General features: G+C 70.9%; 14 protein-coding genes, 1 tRNA gene and 1 pseudogene. 9 read left to right on the plus strand and 7 right to left on the minus strand.

Going from position 1 to position 15170, the window contains the following annotated elements; all coding sequences use genetic code 11:
• Positions 1–15: 15 nt before the first annotated feature.
• Together sp36 and H505_RS0117010 are read right to left on the minus strand one after the other, a co-directional pair.
• Positions 16–174, minus strand: coding sequence for a Sp36 family protein (gene sp36 / locus H505_RS49875; RefSeq protein WP_021591512.1), 159 nt, complete (start codon positions 172–174; stop codon positions 16–18).
• A 74-nt stretch (positions 175–248) separates the two neighbouring features.
• A complete protein-coding gene (locus H505_RS0117010) occupies positions 249–626 on the minus strand; it encodes a DUF4345 family protein (RefSeq protein ID WP_034518221.1) in 378 nt (125 codons plus the stop codon).
• A gap of 73 nt (positions 627–699) precedes the next feature.
• Here H505_RS0117010 and H505_RS42410 point away from each other — a divergent pair, with 73 nt between their 5' ends.
• Positions 700–1572, plus strand: a complete 873-nt coding sequence (locus H505_RS42410; protein WP_064743652.1) for an AraC family transcriptional regulator — start codon at positions 700–702, stop codon at positions 1570–1572.
• Here H505_RS42410 and H505_RS42415 read toward each other — a convergent pair.
• The gene (locus tag H505_RS42415) at positions 1488–2537 is read right to left on the minus strand and encodes a slipin family protein (protein WP_084550364.1); all 1050 of its coding nucleotides are present in this window, start codon (positions 2535–2537) and stop codon (positions 1488–1490) included. The genes H505_RS42410 and H505_RS42415 overlap by 85 nt on opposite strands.
• 256 nt (positions 2538–2793) lie before the next feature.
• Here H505_RS42415 and bagA point away from each other — a divergent pair, with 256 nt between their 5' ends.
• From bagA to H505_RS0117035, 3 genes are all read left to right on the plus strand, one after another.
• Positions 2794–3789, plus strand: a complete 996-nt coding sequence (gene bagA / locus H505_RS0117025; RefSeq protein WP_026402961.1) for an ATPase BagA — start codon at positions 2794–2796, stop codon at positions 3787–3789.
• Positions 3790–3964: 175 nt separating this feature from the next.
• Positions 3965–5119 carry an ATPase BagB gene (gene bagB / locus H505_RS0117030; RefSeq protein WP_026402962.1) on the plus strand — a complete coding sequence of 385 codons (1155 nt, stop codon included), beginning with the start codon at positions 3965–3967 and terminating at the stop codon, positions 5117–5119.
• 73 nt (positions 5120–5192) lie between these two features.
• The gene (locus H505_RS0117035; RefSeq protein WP_026402963.1) at positions 5193–6152 is read left to right on the plus strand and encodes a DUF1152 domain-containing protein; all 960 of its coding nucleotides are present in this window, start codon (positions 5193–5195) and stop codon (positions 6150–6152) included.
• Positions 6153–6496: 344 nt separating this feature from the next.
• Here H505_RS0117035 and H505_RS0117040 read toward each other — a convergent pair whose 3' ends face one another.
• On the minus strand, positions 6497–6808 hold the full coding sequence (locus H505_RS0117040; protein WP_026402964.1) for a WhiB family transcriptional regulator: 312 nt from the start codon (positions 6806–6808) through the stop codon (positions 6497–6499).
• 318 nt (positions 6809–7126) lie between these two features.
• On the opposite strand from H505_RS0117040, the gene H505_RS42420 reads away from it, so the two are divergent.
• Positions 7127–9400, plus strand: coding sequence for a transglycosylase domain-containing protein (locus tag H505_RS42420; RefSeq protein ID WP_051300788.1), 2274 nt, complete (start codon positions 7127–7129; stop codon positions 9398–9400).
• 33 nt (positions 9401–9433) lie between these two features.
• On the opposite strand, the gene H505_RS0117050 is transcribed toward H505_RS42420, so the two are convergent.
• Positions 9434–9886, minus strand: coding sequence for a GatB/YqeY domain-containing protein (locus H505_RS0117050; protein ID WP_026402965.1), 453 nt, complete (start codon positions 9884–9886; stop codon positions 9434–9436).
• 69 nt (positions 9887–9955) lie between these two features.
• On the opposite strand from H505_RS0117050, the gene H505_RS0117055 reads away from it, so the two are divergent.
• The gene (locus H505_RS0117055) at positions 9956–10876 is read left to right on the plus strand and encodes a metallophosphoesterase (protein WP_051300789.1); all 921 of its coding nucleotides are present in this window, start codon (positions 9956–9958) and stop codon (positions 10874–10876) included.
• 81 nt (positions 10877–10957) lie between these two features.
• Positions 10958–11031: transfer RNA gene (locus H505_RS0117060), tRNA-Pro, on the plus strand.
• Positions 11032–11245: 214 nt separating this feature from the next.
• Here the strand turns inward: H505_RS0117060 and H505_RS42425 are convergent.
• Both H505_RS42425 and H505_RS0117070 read right to left on the minus strand, forming a co-directional pair.
• Positions 11246–11635, minus strand: coding sequence for an NUDIX domain-containing protein (locus H505_RS42425; protein ID WP_169528835.1), 390 nt, complete (start codon positions 11633–11635; stop codon positions 11246–11248).
• 67 nt (positions 11636–11702) lie between these two features.
• Entirely contained in the window at positions 11703–12080 is a 378-nt protein-coding gene (locus H505_RS0117070) for a hypothetical protein (protein ID WP_026402967.1), read from the minus strand.
• On the opposite strand from H505_RS0117070, the gene H505_RS0117075 reads away from it, so the two are divergent.
• Positions 12068–12595 (plus strand): hypothetical protein, encoded by a 528-nt coding sequence (locus H505_RS0117075; protein ID WP_026402968.1) that lies wholly within the window; start codon positions 12068–12070, stop codon positions 12593–12595. The genes H505_RS0117070 and H505_RS0117075 overlap by 13 nt on opposite strands.
• A gap of 403 nt (positions 12596–12998) precedes the next feature.
• Positions 12999–15170 (plus strand): annotated as a pseudogene (locus H505_RS47755) (hypothetical protein); the annotation flags it as partial.

The following is a 15170-nucleotide window of genomic DNA, read 5'->3' on the forward strand; positions in this document are numbered from 1 at the left end:
CGCCCGCGTACGGGCTTAGGACTGCACTTCCCGCTTGAAGTAGGCCACCAGGTTCTCCGGGTTCGGGCCCGGCAGCACGGTGACGAGCTCCCACCCGTCCTGGCCCCAGTTGTCGAGAATCTGCTTGGTGGCGTGCACCAGCAGCGGAACGGTCGCGTACTCCCACTTCTTCATGGCAATCACCCTAGCGATCTGCTTGCACCGGGGCCCCGCGAACCCACCGCCGCACGGGCCGCCCGGCGGGCCGTTCAGCGCGCCGCGACGAGCCCGGCCGCGGCGACCGCCTCGACCCAGAAGTAGAACCAGCCGGGATAGAAGCCGCCGAAGCGGTCGAACGCCCGCGCGACGAGCCGTCCGCCGGCCATCCCGGCGAGCGCGCACGCGACCGCGAGCACCGCCCCGGACCGGACGCCGCCCGCATCGGCCGCCGCCGCGACCAGCAGCGCCCCCGTCGCGACGCCGAACCCGCCGTACACCGCGCGCACCTCCGCCCGCGCCGTCCCGGACGGCAGCGCGATCCCGAACGGCCGGATCAGCGCCCCCGGGGCGGCCAGCCCGTACACGCCCATCCCGAGGAAGAACAGGGCGACGACCACGATCACTGCGGTGGAAACGGCGGCGGGCACGGCGGGACCTCCACTCGGCTAGGCTCCGGGCCCGGTCCGAGGACCCGTCGCCGAAAGGATGTGCCGCCGTCCCGTGCCCGCGCTTTCACGAACGTGCTCCCGCGCCGGGCTCTGGCTGTGGCCGGGACAGGCCCTGTACGCGGGCCCCTCGCTCGGCCTCGGGGTCCACTCGGGTTCGGTCGCCTGCCTCGCCGTGGGCGTGGACGCGCCCGTCACCGTCCACGTCCCCGGACGACCGGACCTGACCGCGCGCAGCGTCCTCGTCCCGCCGCGCCTCCCGCACCGCCTCATCGCCCACGGGGAGCGCATGGTGTTCTGCTACCTCGACCCCGCCTCCCCGTACGCCGATGCGTGCCGGACGGAGATGCCCCAAGGCGACGTCCTGGCTCACACCCACCGGCAGGAGGCGGACCTAGTGCGCTTGGCCCACCGACTGGACGAACGGAACCCGGCGGACGGCGCACTCTGGCTCGCCCGCGCCGCCCCTGCCCCGTCCCCAACGGGATCGGACGAACGCGTCCGCGCGGCCACCCGGCGGCTCCTCGACGCCCCGGAGTCCGCCCTGACGGCACGCGAGCTGGCCGCGGAAGCGGGCCTGTCCGTCTCCCGGTTCCTGCACCTGTTCAAGGCGCAGACGGGCACGAGCTTCCGCCGCTACCGGATCTGGGCGCGCATGCTGCGGGCCGCCGCGCTGCTGGCCGAGGGCCACGACCTCACCCGGGCCGCCGTCGACGCGGGCTTCTCCAGCCCGTCCCACCTCAGCAGCACCTTCCACGCCACGTTCGGCCTCACGCCGTCGGCGCTGCTCGCCGTCGGACCGGACATCGTCCGCGGCGACGCACCGCCCGCCGCACCGACGGCTCAGTCGAGCGGCGGGTCGCGCCGCTCGCCCTCCGGCGCCCCCGTCGCGGGCGTCGCGCCCGGCTCGCCGCCCGCGATGCCCTGACGCCCTTCCGTGCGCGCGCGGCCCGGTTCGTCCAGTCCGATCACGGGCGGGACGTCCTCGGGCGACTCCAGCGCCGGGGACGACGCCTCGGCGGCCTTCGCGAGCTCCTGCTCGGCCTTCGCGAGCCGCTCGCCGAGGTCCGGCTTCTCCCGCGGCTCCTCCTCGACGGTCTTCTTCGCGTCGCTCGTCATCTTGTCGAAGAACCGCAGGACCTCCACCGGGAGCGGCATGATCAGCGTGCTGTTCTTCTCGGCGGACACGTCGACGACCGTCTGCAGCAGCCGCAGCTGGAGCGCCGCCGGGTCCTGCGACATGATCTCCGCGGCGGCGGCGAGCCGCTTGGACGCCTGGAACTCGCCGTCCGCGGCGATGATCCGCGCCCGCCGCTCCCGCTCCGCCTCGGCCTGCCGCGCCATCGACCGCTTCATGCCCTCCGGCAGCGACACGTCCTTGATCTCGACCCGCTCGATGAGGATGCCCCACGGGTCCTGCGTGATCTCGTCGATGATCGACCGCAGCTTGGCGTTGATCTTCTGCCGCTCGCCGAGCAGCTCCTGCATGTCCGCCTGCCCGATGACCGACCGCAGCGACGTCTGCGCGACCTGGGACACGGCGTACCCGTAGTTCTGGACGTTCACGATCGCCTTCACCGGGTCGATCACCCGGAAGTAGACGACGGCGTCCACGCGGACGCTCACGTTGTCCTCGGTGATGCCCTCCTGGGCGGGCACGTCCATCGTGATCGTCTGGCGGCTGACCTTCTGCATCCGTTCGACCACCGGGACGATCGCCGTCAGCCCCGGCGCCCGCACCGCCCCGGGCCGCAACTGCCCGCCGCGCTGCACCTGGCCGAACCTGAACACGATGCCGTGCTCGAACTGCTGCACCACCCGGATCGCCGAGCCCGCCACCATCAGCCCGACCACGGCGATGCCCAGGAGCACAATAAGGATGATCGCTTCCATCTTTCGGGCACCTCTCTCCCGCGGGGCCGCCCCCCGGGAGCCCGCGACGCCGTCCGGACCGCCGGGTGCGGGCGCACCCGTCCGGACGAGCCGGCCCGGGAGCCGGTGTCACGTTTCCCAGCTAACCCCGTGGGCACGCCGGAACACAACGGTTCGCACGCGAATCCCGAGCGGGGGGCACATCGTGTCAGGGATCACTTGCATGAGACGCGACGGCCTCTAAAGCTCGCGGCGGACGAACGATATGGTCGATCGGGTGAGCGCGAGAGACACCGACTGGGACGGGGTGCGCCTGCACGTCGTCACCGGCAAGGGCGGCACCGGCAAGACCACCGTGGCCGCCGCACTCGCCCTGGCGCTGGCCGCCGGCGGCCGCCGGGTGCTGCTCGTCGAGGTCGAGGGCCGGCAGGGCATCGCCCAGCTCTTCGACTGCCCGCCGCTCCCGTACGAGGAGCGCCGCGTCGCCGTCGCGCCGGGCGGCGGGGACGTCCACGCGCTCGCCGTCGACACCGAAGAGGCGCTCATCGAGTACCTCGAAATGTTCTACAACCTCAAGCGCGCCGGGAAGGCCATGACCCGGCTCGGCATCGTCGACTTCGTCACCACGATCGCCCCCGGCCTGCGCGACGTCATCCTCACCGGCAAGACGAGCGAGTCCGTGCGCCGCCGCAAGAAGGACGGCTCGTTCATCTACGACGCCGTCGTCATGGACGCCCCGCCCACCGGCCGCATCACCAAGTTCCTCAACGTCAACGACGAGGTGTCCGGGCTCGCGAAGGTCGGGCCCGTCCGCAACCACGCCGACACCGTGATGAAGGTCGTGCGCAGCCCCGAGACGGCCGTCCACTTCGTCACGCTGCTGGAGGAGATGCCCGTCCAGGAGACGATGGACGGCATCCGCGACCTCGAGGCGGTCGGCCTCCCGATCGGTGCGGTCATCGTGAACATGGAGCACACGCCCGTCCTGTCCGAGGACGACCGGTCCCGCGCCGCCGCCGGCGAGCTCGACATCGACGAGATCGTCCGCGGGGTGAAGGCCGCCGGCCTGGAGCGCGACGCCGAGGCCGTCGCCGGGGTGCTGGCCGCCGAGGCCGGCGAGCACGCCCGCCGCACCGCCCTGCAGCGCCGCGAGAAGGAGCGCCTGGAGTCCATCGACCGGCCCCGCTACACGCTCCCGCTGCTGTCCGACGGCATGGACCTCGCCGGCCTGTACGACCTGGCGGCGGCGCTGCGAGAACAGGGCGCGGCATGAGGGAGCGGAGCCTGCGGAGCGAGCTCATGCCGCCCACCGGGGGGCGTGGGGGGTCGTCCCCCCACAGACAACACGGCATGAGGGAGCGGAGCCTGCGGAGCGAGCTCATGCCGCCCACCGGGGGGCGTGGCCACGGAGAGCACGGCATGAGCGGGATGAGGGAGACGAGCCGACGATGAGCCCGACCGCCAAGACCCCGCCCGCGCTGGACGTCGACCGGCTGCTGGACGACCCGCGCACCAAGATCATCGTCTGCTGCGGGTCCGGCGGCGTCGGCAAGACCACGACCGCCGCGGCGCTCGGTGTCCGCGCCGCCGAGCGCGGGCGCGACGTCGTCGTCCTCACCGTCGACCCGGCGCGGCGGCTCGCCCAGTCGATGGGCCTCAGCGAGCTCGACAACAACCCCCGCAAGATCGAGATCGACGGCGACGGCGAGCTGCACGCCATGATGCTCGACATGAAGCGGACGTTCGACGAGATCGTCGAGGCGCACGCCGATCCCGACCGCGCGAAGCAGATCCTCGCCAACCCCTTCTACCAGTCGCTCTCCTCGAGCCTGTCGGGCACGCAGGAGTACATGGCGATGGAGAAGCTCGGCCAGCTCCACCGGTCCGGCGCCTGGGACCTCATCATCGTCGACACCCCGCCGTCGCGGAACGCGCTCGACTTCCTCGACGCGCCCGAGCGGATGGGCCGGTTCCTCGACGGCCGGTTCATGAAGATGCTCGCGGCGCCCGCGAAGACCGGCGGCCGCTTCGGCGTCAAGGTGATCAGCGCCGGGTTCGGCATGTTCACCGGGGTCGTCAACAAGGTCATCGGCGTCCAGCTGCTCCGCGACGTCCAGACGTTCGTCGCCGCGTTCGACACGGTGTTCGGCGGGTTCCAGGAGCGCGCCGAGAAGACCTTCCAGCTGCTGCAGACGCCCGGCACCGCGTTCCTCGTCGTGGCCGCGCCGGAGCCGGACGCGCTGCGCGAGGCGTCCTACTTCATCGAGCGGCTGGCCGAGGAGCGGATGCCGCTCGCGGGCCTCGTCGTCAACCGGGTGCACGAGTCCGCCGCGGACGGGCTGTCGGCCGCCCGCAGCCTCGCCGCCGCCGAGACGCTCGAGGAGCGCGGCGACCACGCGCTCACGGCGGCGCTGCTGCGGCTGCACTCCGACCGCATGCAGCTCGCGGCCCGCGAGGAGCGCCTCCGCGAGAACTTCGCCTCCACGCACCCGGCCGTCCCGGTGACGGCCGTGCCCGCGCAGGCCGAGGACGTCCACGACCTGGACGGCCTGCGCCTCGTCGGCGAGGACCTGGCGGCCCGCGACCACGAGTCCGCCGCCTGACCCCGTTCCGCGACGCCGGCGCCCGATCGAAAACCGGGGGCCGGAGGGTGTCTCGTTCGTCTAGGTTCGCGGCGTGTTCTCCCTCAAGGAACCTCCGCTGTTCACGCGCCTCCGCGACGCGCGCCGCATTCTGGTGGCCGGCGCGGGAGGCGGCTTCGACGTCTACGCCGGGCTGCCCCTCGCCCTCGCCCTCTGGGACGACGGCAAGGAGGTGCATCTCGCGAACCTGTCGTTCAGCTCCCTGGACGGCCTGCCGCTGGACGCCTGGGCCGAGGCCGACGTCGCAACCGTCACGCCCGCCACCCCCGGCCGCGACCCGTACTTCCCCGAGGGCGCCCTGGCCCGCTGGCTCGACCGCCACGGGCTCCCCTCGACCGTCCACGCGTTCCCCAAGGTCGGCGTGCGGCCGCTGCGCGCCGCCTACGCGCACCTGGTCGAGAAGCTGGAGCTGGACGCGATCGTCCTGGTGGACGGCGGCACCGACATCCTGATGCGCGGCGACGAGGCGGGGCTCGGCACGCCCGAGGAGGACATGGCGAGCCTCGCGGCGGTGCACGGCCTGGACGTCGCAGAGAAACTCGTCGTCTGCCTGGGGTTCGGTGTGGACGCCTACCACGGCGTGAACCACGCGCAGGTTCTGGAGAACCTCGCGGCCCTCTCCCGGGACGGCGCGTACTTGGGCGCCGTGTCCATCCCGTTCGACAGCCGGGAGGCGGCCCTCTACCTGGACGCCGTGGACCACGCGCAGGCGTCGACGCCGTCGCGTCCCAGCATCGTGAACGGGTCGATCGCCGCGGCCGTCCGGGGGTTGTTCGGCGACGTCCGCTTCACCGACCGCACCCGGGGCGGGGAGCTGTTCATCAACCCGCTGATGGCGATGTACTTCGCCGTCGACCTGGACGGCCTCGCCCGCCGCTCCCTGTACCTCGACCGGCTGGAGGGCACCTCGCTGATGCGGCAGATCCACTCCGTCATCGCGGACTTCCGCGCGGACCTGCCGCGCTTCCGACCGCCGCTCCAGTACCCGCACTGACGAACGGAACGGTCGTCCGCAATGCACTTCGGCGACCGAAAAGGCGCCACCGGACGGACGAGCCGACCGTTCATCGCACGCACCCGAGGCCATCCGGCAAACGCAGCGACATGCGCGAACACGACCGGGCGCGGCGATCGCCGGATGGCGCGCACCCGCCGTTCCCGACCGTTCAATTTCGGTCGTCCGAAATAGCAGTTCACCGCATCACGCGGGGAACGGACCCGATCGGGACGTGCACGGCGGCGGGCCCGCACCGATGATCGGTGCGGGCCCGCCGCCGTGTCCGTTGCAATGCCGCATGGCCCGGATCCGCACCGGATCCGGGGCCGCCCGACGGGCCGTCAGCTCGCGACGAGCTCTTCCTCGTCGGCGTCCGCCGACCGCTCGTACTCCTCCTTGGCGGTCTCCAGCAGGTCGCGCCACGACCGCACGTCCGGCCGCCGCCGCAGCAGCGCCCGTCGCTCGCGCTCGGTCATCCCACCCCAGACACCGAACTCGATCCGGTTGTCCAACGCGTCCGCAAGGCACTCCGTCCGCACCGGGCAACCGCGGCAGATGAGCTTGGCCCGGTTCTGCGCCGCACCCTGCACGAACAGAGCGTCCGGGTCCGCGTTACGGCAGGCGGCGCGGGCGGTCCAATCCGTGATCCACATCTTGGCCCCACTCCCCTAGGGTCTGTGTCGATTTGCGCTCCATGGCCGGACGGGCGCGGACGTCAGGCCGCCAAACGAAAGCCGTGGGGAAGAACTTACGGAAGCGAGGGACGTTTCAACAGTCCCCGATGGGCCCATTCTCGATATAGCCCTCCAGGGCCATACCGCCGGAACGGACTAGTTACCTCTAGTTGACGCGCGAGACACCGCCCAGGTTGTCACGATGACCACAGAACGGGCGGAACTTCTCGTGCCGGACACCGAACCCGCGGCGGCCGTGTCCCGTATGCACCTGTCGTCCCGCGTACCCTAGAGCGCGTGCGCGTTGCGAATTCGGATCGGGGTAAGGCCCTCACCACGCTGATCAAGCTGCTGGGAACGGGCATCGTCGCGGGCGTACTGGTCGCCCTGGTCGCCTTGCCGGGCGTCGGGAGCGCGGGCATCACCGCGCGCGACGCGGCGAACAACTTCCAGGAGATGGACAGCGAGCTCAACACCTCGCCGCCGTCCGAGAAGACCGTGCTGTACGACGCCGACGGCAAGCCGTTCGCCACCTTCTTCGACAAGTACCGCGAGTCCGTCCGGCTCGACCAGATCGCCCCCATCATGCGGCAGGCGATGATCGACATCGAGGACTCCCGGTTCTACGAGCACGGCGCCATGGACATCGAGGGCACGATGCGCGCACTGGCCTCGAACGTCGGCTCCACCACCACGCAGGGCGGCTCCACCCTCACCCAGCAGTACGTGAAGAACCTGCTGGTCGACAGCGCACAGACGCAGGAGGAGTACAAGGAGGTCACCGCCCCCACCGTCGGCCGCAAGATCCGCGAGCTGCGCTACGCGCTCGAGGTCGAGAAGACGATGTCCAAGGACCAGATCCTCGAGGGCTACCTCAACATCGCCTACTTCGGCGGCGGCGCGTACGGCGTGCAGGCCGCGTCCAAGCGCTACTTCAGCAAGCCGGCGTCCAAGCTGACCCTCGGCGAGGCCGCCCTGCTCGCCGGCATCACCCAGAACCCCACCGCCTACGAGCCGCACCGCAACCCGAAGGACGCGCGCGCCCGGCGCGACGTCGTCCTGCAGCGGATGGCCGAGCTGGGGCACATCACCAAGGCCCAGGCCGACCAGGCCGCCGCCAAGCCGGTCGAGCTGAACCCCACCGAGCCCGTCGGCGGCTGCCAGACGAGCCAGGCCCCGTACTTCTGCGAGTACGCGAAGTACGACGTCCTCAACACCCTCGCCGACGGCAAGTACTGGGAGATGGACGCGAAGGAGCAGCAGTCCATCGTCAACAAGCTCAACCGCGGCGGCTACACCGTCCGCACCACCCTCGACATGGACAAGCAGCGCGCCGTCGACAAGGCCCTGCGGGAGATCGTCGACCCCGAGGGCAACCGCGTCGGCGCCGAGGCCATGGTCGAGCCCGGCACCGGCAAGGTCCGCGCCATCGGCCTGAGCAAGCACTTCGGCCCCGGCAAGGGCAAGACCACCATCAACCTCCCGGCCGACACCCGGCACGGCGGCGGCACCGGCGTCTCCGCCGGCTCGACCTTCAAGGTCTTCACCCTCGCCACCGCCCTCGAACAGGGCATCCCGGTCAACACCAGCATCAAGTCGCCCGAGACGATGTCGATCAGCGGCTTCAAGGCATGCCCCTACTACGGGACGTACCAGGGCAAGAAGTACAACGGTGAGCTCCTCGGCGGCGGCACCTGGCCGTCCGTCTCCAACGCGGGCGACAGCCAGGCGGGCACCTTCAACCTCAAGACCGGAACCTGGGGCTCCGTCAACACCTTCTACGCCCAGCTCGAGAAGCGCGTCGGCCTCTGCAACTCCGTCAAGATGGCCGAGCGGTTCGGCATGAAGCAGGGCAACGGTCAGCCGCTCCTGCCCGTCCCGTCCCAGGTCCTCGGCGTCAACGACGTCGACATGGTGCACCTCGCCGCCGCGTACGCCGGGTTCGCCGCCCGCGGCAAGTACTGCGCGCCGCTCGCCGTCACCGAGATCGTCGACCACACCGGCAAGCGCGTCGAGCTGCCGAAGCACGAGTGCAAGCAGGTCGTCGAGCAGGACGTCGCCGACAAGGTCAACTCGATCCTCAACGCGAACATGAGCAAGGGCACCCCGAAGGGCCGCAACATCGGACGTCCGTCCGCCGCGAAGACCGGCACCTGCGAGGCCCACACCTGCGCCGACTTCGCCGGCTACACCCCGAACCTCGCCGCCGCCGTCGCCTACTGGGACTTCCGCGGCCCCTGGCAGTACAAGGTCTACGGCGTCTACGGCGCCGACACCCCCGGCGCCATCTGGCAGCGCAGCATGAGCGAGGCCCTGCAGGGCGAGCCCGCCCCCGGCTTCAGCACCCCGTCCCGCCACTTCGGCGACACCACCCAGGTCCCGAACGTCGCGAACCAGCCGCTGAACAACGCCCGCAAGGCCCTGGAGGACGCGGGCTTCAAGGTCCAGATCGCCCCCGCGACCTCGGACCGCCCCCGCAACACGGTCGTCTCCTCGTCGCCCGCCGCGGACACCGAGGCCGCCCCCGGCAGCACGGTGATCCTCTACGTGAGCAACGGCAGACGCGACTGAAAAAAGGGGGCCCGGCATCCGCCGGGCCCCTTCTCATTCGGCGAGCTGCCGCTTCACCTCGGCGGCGACCCTGCCCCCCTCGGCCCGCCCGGCCACCTTCGGGTTCACGATCTTCATGACCTGCCCCATCGCCCGCGGCCCTGCGGCCCCCGACTCGGCGATCGCGTCCGCGACCAGCGCCGCGAGCTCCTCGTCCCCCAGCTGCGCGGGCAGGTACTCCTCCAGCACGACGCCCTCGTCCCGCTCGGCCCGCGCGGACTCCGTCCGCCCCGCGTCCTCGAACGCGGCCGCCGCCTCCCGGCGCTTCTTCGCCTCCCGCGTGAGCACCTTGACGACGTCGTCGTCCGACAGCACCCGCGCCTGCTTGCCGGCGACCTCCTCGTTCTTCACCGCCGTGAGCGCCATCCGCAGCGTGCGCGTCCGCACATCGTCGCGCCCCTTGATCGCCGCGGACAGGTCGGTCTCCAGCTTCTCCTTCAGGGTCATGGTCACATTCTGCCCGCCCCGCACCTGCCTTCTCATCGGGATTACCGCGCGCCGCCCATGTCTGGAAGCATGGAAACCAGAGAAGGGAGAGCCGTGCAAAAGAAGTACTCCGTGCCCCTCACCCTCGCGGGCGCGGGCGCCGCGACCTTCGGGTACGCCTCGGTGATCGAGCGGAACTGGTTCCGCCTGCGCCGCTTCGACGTCCCCGTCCTCGCCCCCGGCCGCCCCCCGGTGAAGATCCTGCACATCTCCGACGCGCACCTCACCCCGGGCCGCTCCCGTCTCATCCGCTGGGTCCGCTCCCTCGAGGCCCTCGAACCCGACCTCGTCGTCAACACCGGCGACACCCTCTCCCACCGCGACGCCATCCCCGCCTTCCTCGACGCCCTCGGCCCCCTCCTCGAACGTCCCGGCGTCTTCGTCTACGGCTCGAACGACCTCTTCTCCCCGGTCCTCAGGAACCCCCTCCGCTACGTCTGGCGCACGAGCAAGTCCGACTACGCCAAGAAGAAGCGCGAACCCGACCTCCCGTACCGCGAACTCGGCTCGTCCCTCCAGGCCGCCGGCTGGCTCGACCTCAACAACCGCATCGGCCGCCTCAAGGTCGGCGAGCTCGACATCGAGTTCGGCGGCATCAACGACTCCCACATCGACCTCGACCGCTACGACAAGATCGCCGGCCCCGTCGACCCCCAGGCCGACGTCCACCTCGGCGTCATGCACTCCCCCGAACCCCGCAACCTCGACCGCTTCACCGCCGACGGCTACGACCTCCTCCTCGCCGGCCACACCCACGGCGGCCAGGTCTGCGTCCCCTTCTACGGCGCCCTCGCCACCAACTGCGGCATCGACCGCCCCCGCGTCAAGGGCCTGCACCGCCACCGCGGCTCCTGGCTCCACGTCTCCGCCGGCCTCGGCACCTCCCCGAAGGCCCCCATCCGCTTCTGCTGCCCTCCCGAAGCCTCCCTCCTCACCCTCGTCCCCCGCTAAAAGCGGACGCACCACCCCTCCGCATCCGCTAGAGTGGTCTAGGCGCCGGGAGAAACGTACGACTCCCGGGCAGCCACCAACCGGGGTGTAGCGCAGCTTGGCAGCGCGCTTCGTTCGGGACGAAGAGGTCGTGGGTTCAAATCCCGCCACCCCGACAGAAACCGCCAGATCAGAGGCCGGATCTCCACCCAGGAGACCGGCCTCAAGATCTTTTATCCGTCATTCGTCCGCGAGACTTACCCCTACTCGCCGACACAGTCCGTCCCGGACCAGCACCGAGAGACATTTATAAGCCCCTCTGCGGCCTACTTGAGCTGTTCGGTCAGCTTGCGGCTTGCGGCCAGGTACACCTCGTCGCGATGGCCGACGTCATAGGGCAGCCCAGTCCCGGATTGTTCGAGCGGTCTCATGGGTGACTTCGAAATCGTTCAGGTCGGCGGGATGGAGCCATCGGTGGGCGGTGTGTTCGCTGCTAAGGGTGATGGGCCGACCGTGGTGGGCGAGGCCGAACGTGTACTGGCGGGCTTTGCGGCCGGAGCCGGAGATGTAGTCGAAGTGGGCGACGAAGCCCGGGTCGAGGGTGAGTGGTCCGGTCCAGCCGATCTCTTCGGCGAGTTCGCGTTCGAGTGCGGCGAGGAGGTCCTCGCCCGGCTCGACGCCGCCGGAGGGGAGTTCTTCGATGCCGGCCATGAAGGCGTCCTCGGCGGAACGGCGCAGGATGAGCACTCGCCCATCGGTGTGGACGATGGCACCGACCACGAGTTTGGCGTGCCCCCGCGGTCGGCGTCGGCGTGCAACTGCTGGATGTCGAGGCCTGATGCGGTGGTCACCCTGGCAGGGTATTCCGGCCGGTCGGCGAGGACAGGGAGTTCAGGACTCGGTCAAGGGTGTCGATCGCGGCATCGATGTACGCGCGTCCTTCCGGCCCGTCGTCGGCGGGAACGTGGATCCGTAGTGAGGTGGCGGCCAGGTGTTCCGCGACGTGTGGTTCGCAGCGGATGCAGGAGGTCCGGTAGGTGGTGACCGGTGATCTGGGCGCGGCGAAGACGGGGTAGGTGTGCAACGGCCGCATCGCGTCGCAGGTGGTGATCTCGCCGTATCCGTATTGCCGGAGGGTGTGGAGGAGATCGTCTCGTGAGAACCCGGCGGTGTGCGGGTCGATGGTGAAGACGAAGGCGAGCTGCCGCTGAGATGACGAGCGCACAGGACCTCGTGGTCGCCGCCGACTATGGTCAGATTTACATCTACTCCCACATCGAGTGGCCTGACGATCCCGAGGAACTAAACGTCTTCCACGATGCCTTAGACGACGCATTGGACGCCAAACGCTATGTAGGTTCCTCCCGTGGGTGCATCGACCTGCTCACGCCGGGGCAGTGGAACTGGGAAACGCCGATGCGGGTCGAGATGTGGGGTGGCGAACCGTCTTCGGCCGACACTGCCGACTGGGACCACGAGGTTGATATCGACTTCGACGCGCCAGGAGGCGGCATCGTGTTCGAACCTTCTAATGGCAGCGTGAGGAGTGCCAGTACGTCGTTGCCGCCCGGGCTATACCGCATGCGGGTCTCTGGACGCGGATTCGGGGACCGTGGAACGGTGATCAACGACTCCTATCGGTTGCGGCTTTGGCCTCGCCACCAGGACAGTCCGCCGGTCCTGCGGAAGTGTTGGCCGCGGTGGGGCCGTCTCTACCCTGACGAGAACGCCTTCTCTTGAGCGAGTCGAGGTTTTGCCGGGACGCCGCGTTGTAGTGGTCGCGGAACTCGGGCGCCGGCGGTGTGCTCTCCGTGGCTGAGGACCGAGTTGCTGAAGGGTGGGGTGAACGGGGCGGTCCGGTCGGCTGCTGGCGGGGGCGGTGTGGCTGAGTGTGTGGTGCTCGGCTCGTTGCCGGGTGTGGTTCTGGTCGGGTGTCCGGGGGTGTCCGGGCAGGTCAGGGCTCTGTCCGGCGGATGCCGGGGGTGGGGTTCGGGTGGCGGCCTTCGGTGGTGGGGGCTGCGGGTGGGGGTGGGTGGCGGGGTGGTGTCGGGCAGGTGAACGTTGGGTGATGCCGGGCTGGTGGGGGTGTTCGGGGTGTCCGGTCTGTTGCCGGACACCTGGCCGGACGGCTGGTGTGGCGTCCATGAAGCACTCGATGCGAGCGGGGCTCACGCTGGCGGGGGGACTGTTCCTCGCCACCGCGGGCGGACTCGCCTACGACGCGATGACGGCCGCGCCCGCGCATGCGGCGGTGGGCTCGGAGCCGTGGCGGTACTGCCCGCCCTACGGCAACTACTACAACCGGCTGGACTGCGATTCGAACGGCACCCGGAAGAAGGTGCCGGGGGTCGATCCGGCGGACATCCGGCAGCAGATCGAGGAGATGCGGGAGCGCTACGGCGGGCCGTATGTGCAGCGGCCGCGGCGGAGCGCGCCGGAGGCGGCGCGGCCCGAGACGCCGAAGCAGCGGCCGGAGAGCCGGCGGACCGGGCCGCGCCGAGCGGCGAAGCGAACGGACGACGGCGCCCCCGACCGGCCCCCGTTCGTCCCGCCGGACCGGGTCGTCCGGCCACCGACGGACCCACGTCCGGCACCAGACCCAAAGCCGCGCCCGACGGCGCCGAGGCCGAACTCGCCGATGCCGCCGACCGGAGGCACCGGCCAACCGGCCGGGCCCGGCGCACCGGCGGGGCCGGATGCACCCGGGACCCCGCCGCCCTGGGAGGTGCCGAACACGCCTTGGGCGCCGCAGCCGACGCGTCCCTCCAGGCCGGACGCCCCGCAGTCGGGCACCAACGGGCAAACCGCCGCGGGCGAGGGAGGCGACCGTCCGAGACGGTACGGTCCGGCGAGCGATCTTGAAGACTGGATCCTGTACTTGAGGACTCGGTTCCTGATGTGGATCTCGTCCAGTCAGGCTCCGACGGAGCCCGGATACGTCTGGAAGAAGGGCGTCGAGAAGACGCTCGAGCGCTCCTGGGACAAGAACCAGAAGTCCGGCAACAACGGCATTCTCGACCCGAAGTGGGAGACTGCCTTCACCTACGTCAAGGGCGCCCTCGAAATCGGCTACGCGTCCTATCAGGCGTGGCTCGAAACGCCGCGTGGGAACCGGCACGAACTGCAGACGTCCTTGGAAGCCGTCGAGGACCTCCGAAAGAAGCTGAGCGACGCCAGACGGCGGGGCGATGCGGACTCGGTCGCCAAGCTGGAACGCCTCCTGAACAAAGCGAAGTCGCGTTTGCAGGGGGCGAAGGAGATCGAAGAAAAGCTCTGGCCCGGTCTTAAGGAGTTGCAGAACGACAACAGCCAGCAAAGGCAGCAGGAGGAGCAAGGGGGACAGGAAGGCCAGGAAGGCCAGGAGGGACAGGGACAGGAAGAGGGGCAGCAGCAGGGGCAAGGAGAGCCCGGGGAGAACGGCGGCCGGGGCGGTGTGGACGGGCAGGGCGAGCAGAGTGGCCAGGGTTCGCCGGACCGGTTCGGGTCTTGGCAGCCGATTGTGCTGCCTGACCCGGTGGCTCCTCCGTTCGTCCCTCAGCCTGAGGATGCGCCGCAGGACGGTGGCCGTCCGCCGGAGTTTCCCCAGCGCGACCTTCCGCGGCCTGAGGTTCCCCAGCGTGACGAGCCGGTGAACCCGCCCGTGCGGCCGGACTTCCCCGGAGGGCCCGCCTCGCCCGGTCAGCCGGGTGGTCCGGACGGGCCGGGCGCGCCCGATCAGCCCTGGGTGCCGACTCCGCCCGAGCAGCCCTGGGTGCCGACTCTGCCCGGGGATCCCGAGCCGCCCGAGACGCCGCGGACGCCCGAGAACCCCGGCCTGCCCGCCGACCCCGAGCCGGACCTGCCCGGTGCCCCGGAGCCGCCCGAGACGCCCCGGACTCCCGAGAACCCCGGCCTTCCGGGCGACCCCGAGCGGCCCGACGCGCCGGTTCTGCCCGGGGATCCCGAGCCGCCCGAGACTCCCGAGGAGCCGGCGGACGAGCCCGGTGACGAGCCCGAGGACGATCCGTTCCGCGTGCCGCCGTTCGTCCCGGCGGTCCGGCCGGGGCCGAGCGGGCCCGGGACGGACGAGCCGCGCCGCCCGTCCGTCCGTCCGGACCTGCCCGGACGGGTGCTGGACCGTCCCCGTACGCCCACGCGGGTCGGGCCGTCGCGTCCGTCCGGTGGACGGCCGGAGGGCTCGCGCCCGTCGGACTCCCGTCCGGGCGGCGGCGACCCGTCGTCGTCGCGGCCCGGGAACGGACGGCAGGCGCCGGGCGGCGGCGGTCGCGGCGGCGGCGAGGCCGGTCGGGGACCGGGCGGTCGGGGTGCCGGTGGG

Source organism: Actinomadura rifamycini DSM 43936, assembly GCF_000425065.1.
GTDB classification, from domain to species: Bacteria; Actinomycetota; Actinomycetes; order Streptosporangiales; family Streptosporangiaceae; genus Spirillospora; species Spirillospora rifamycini.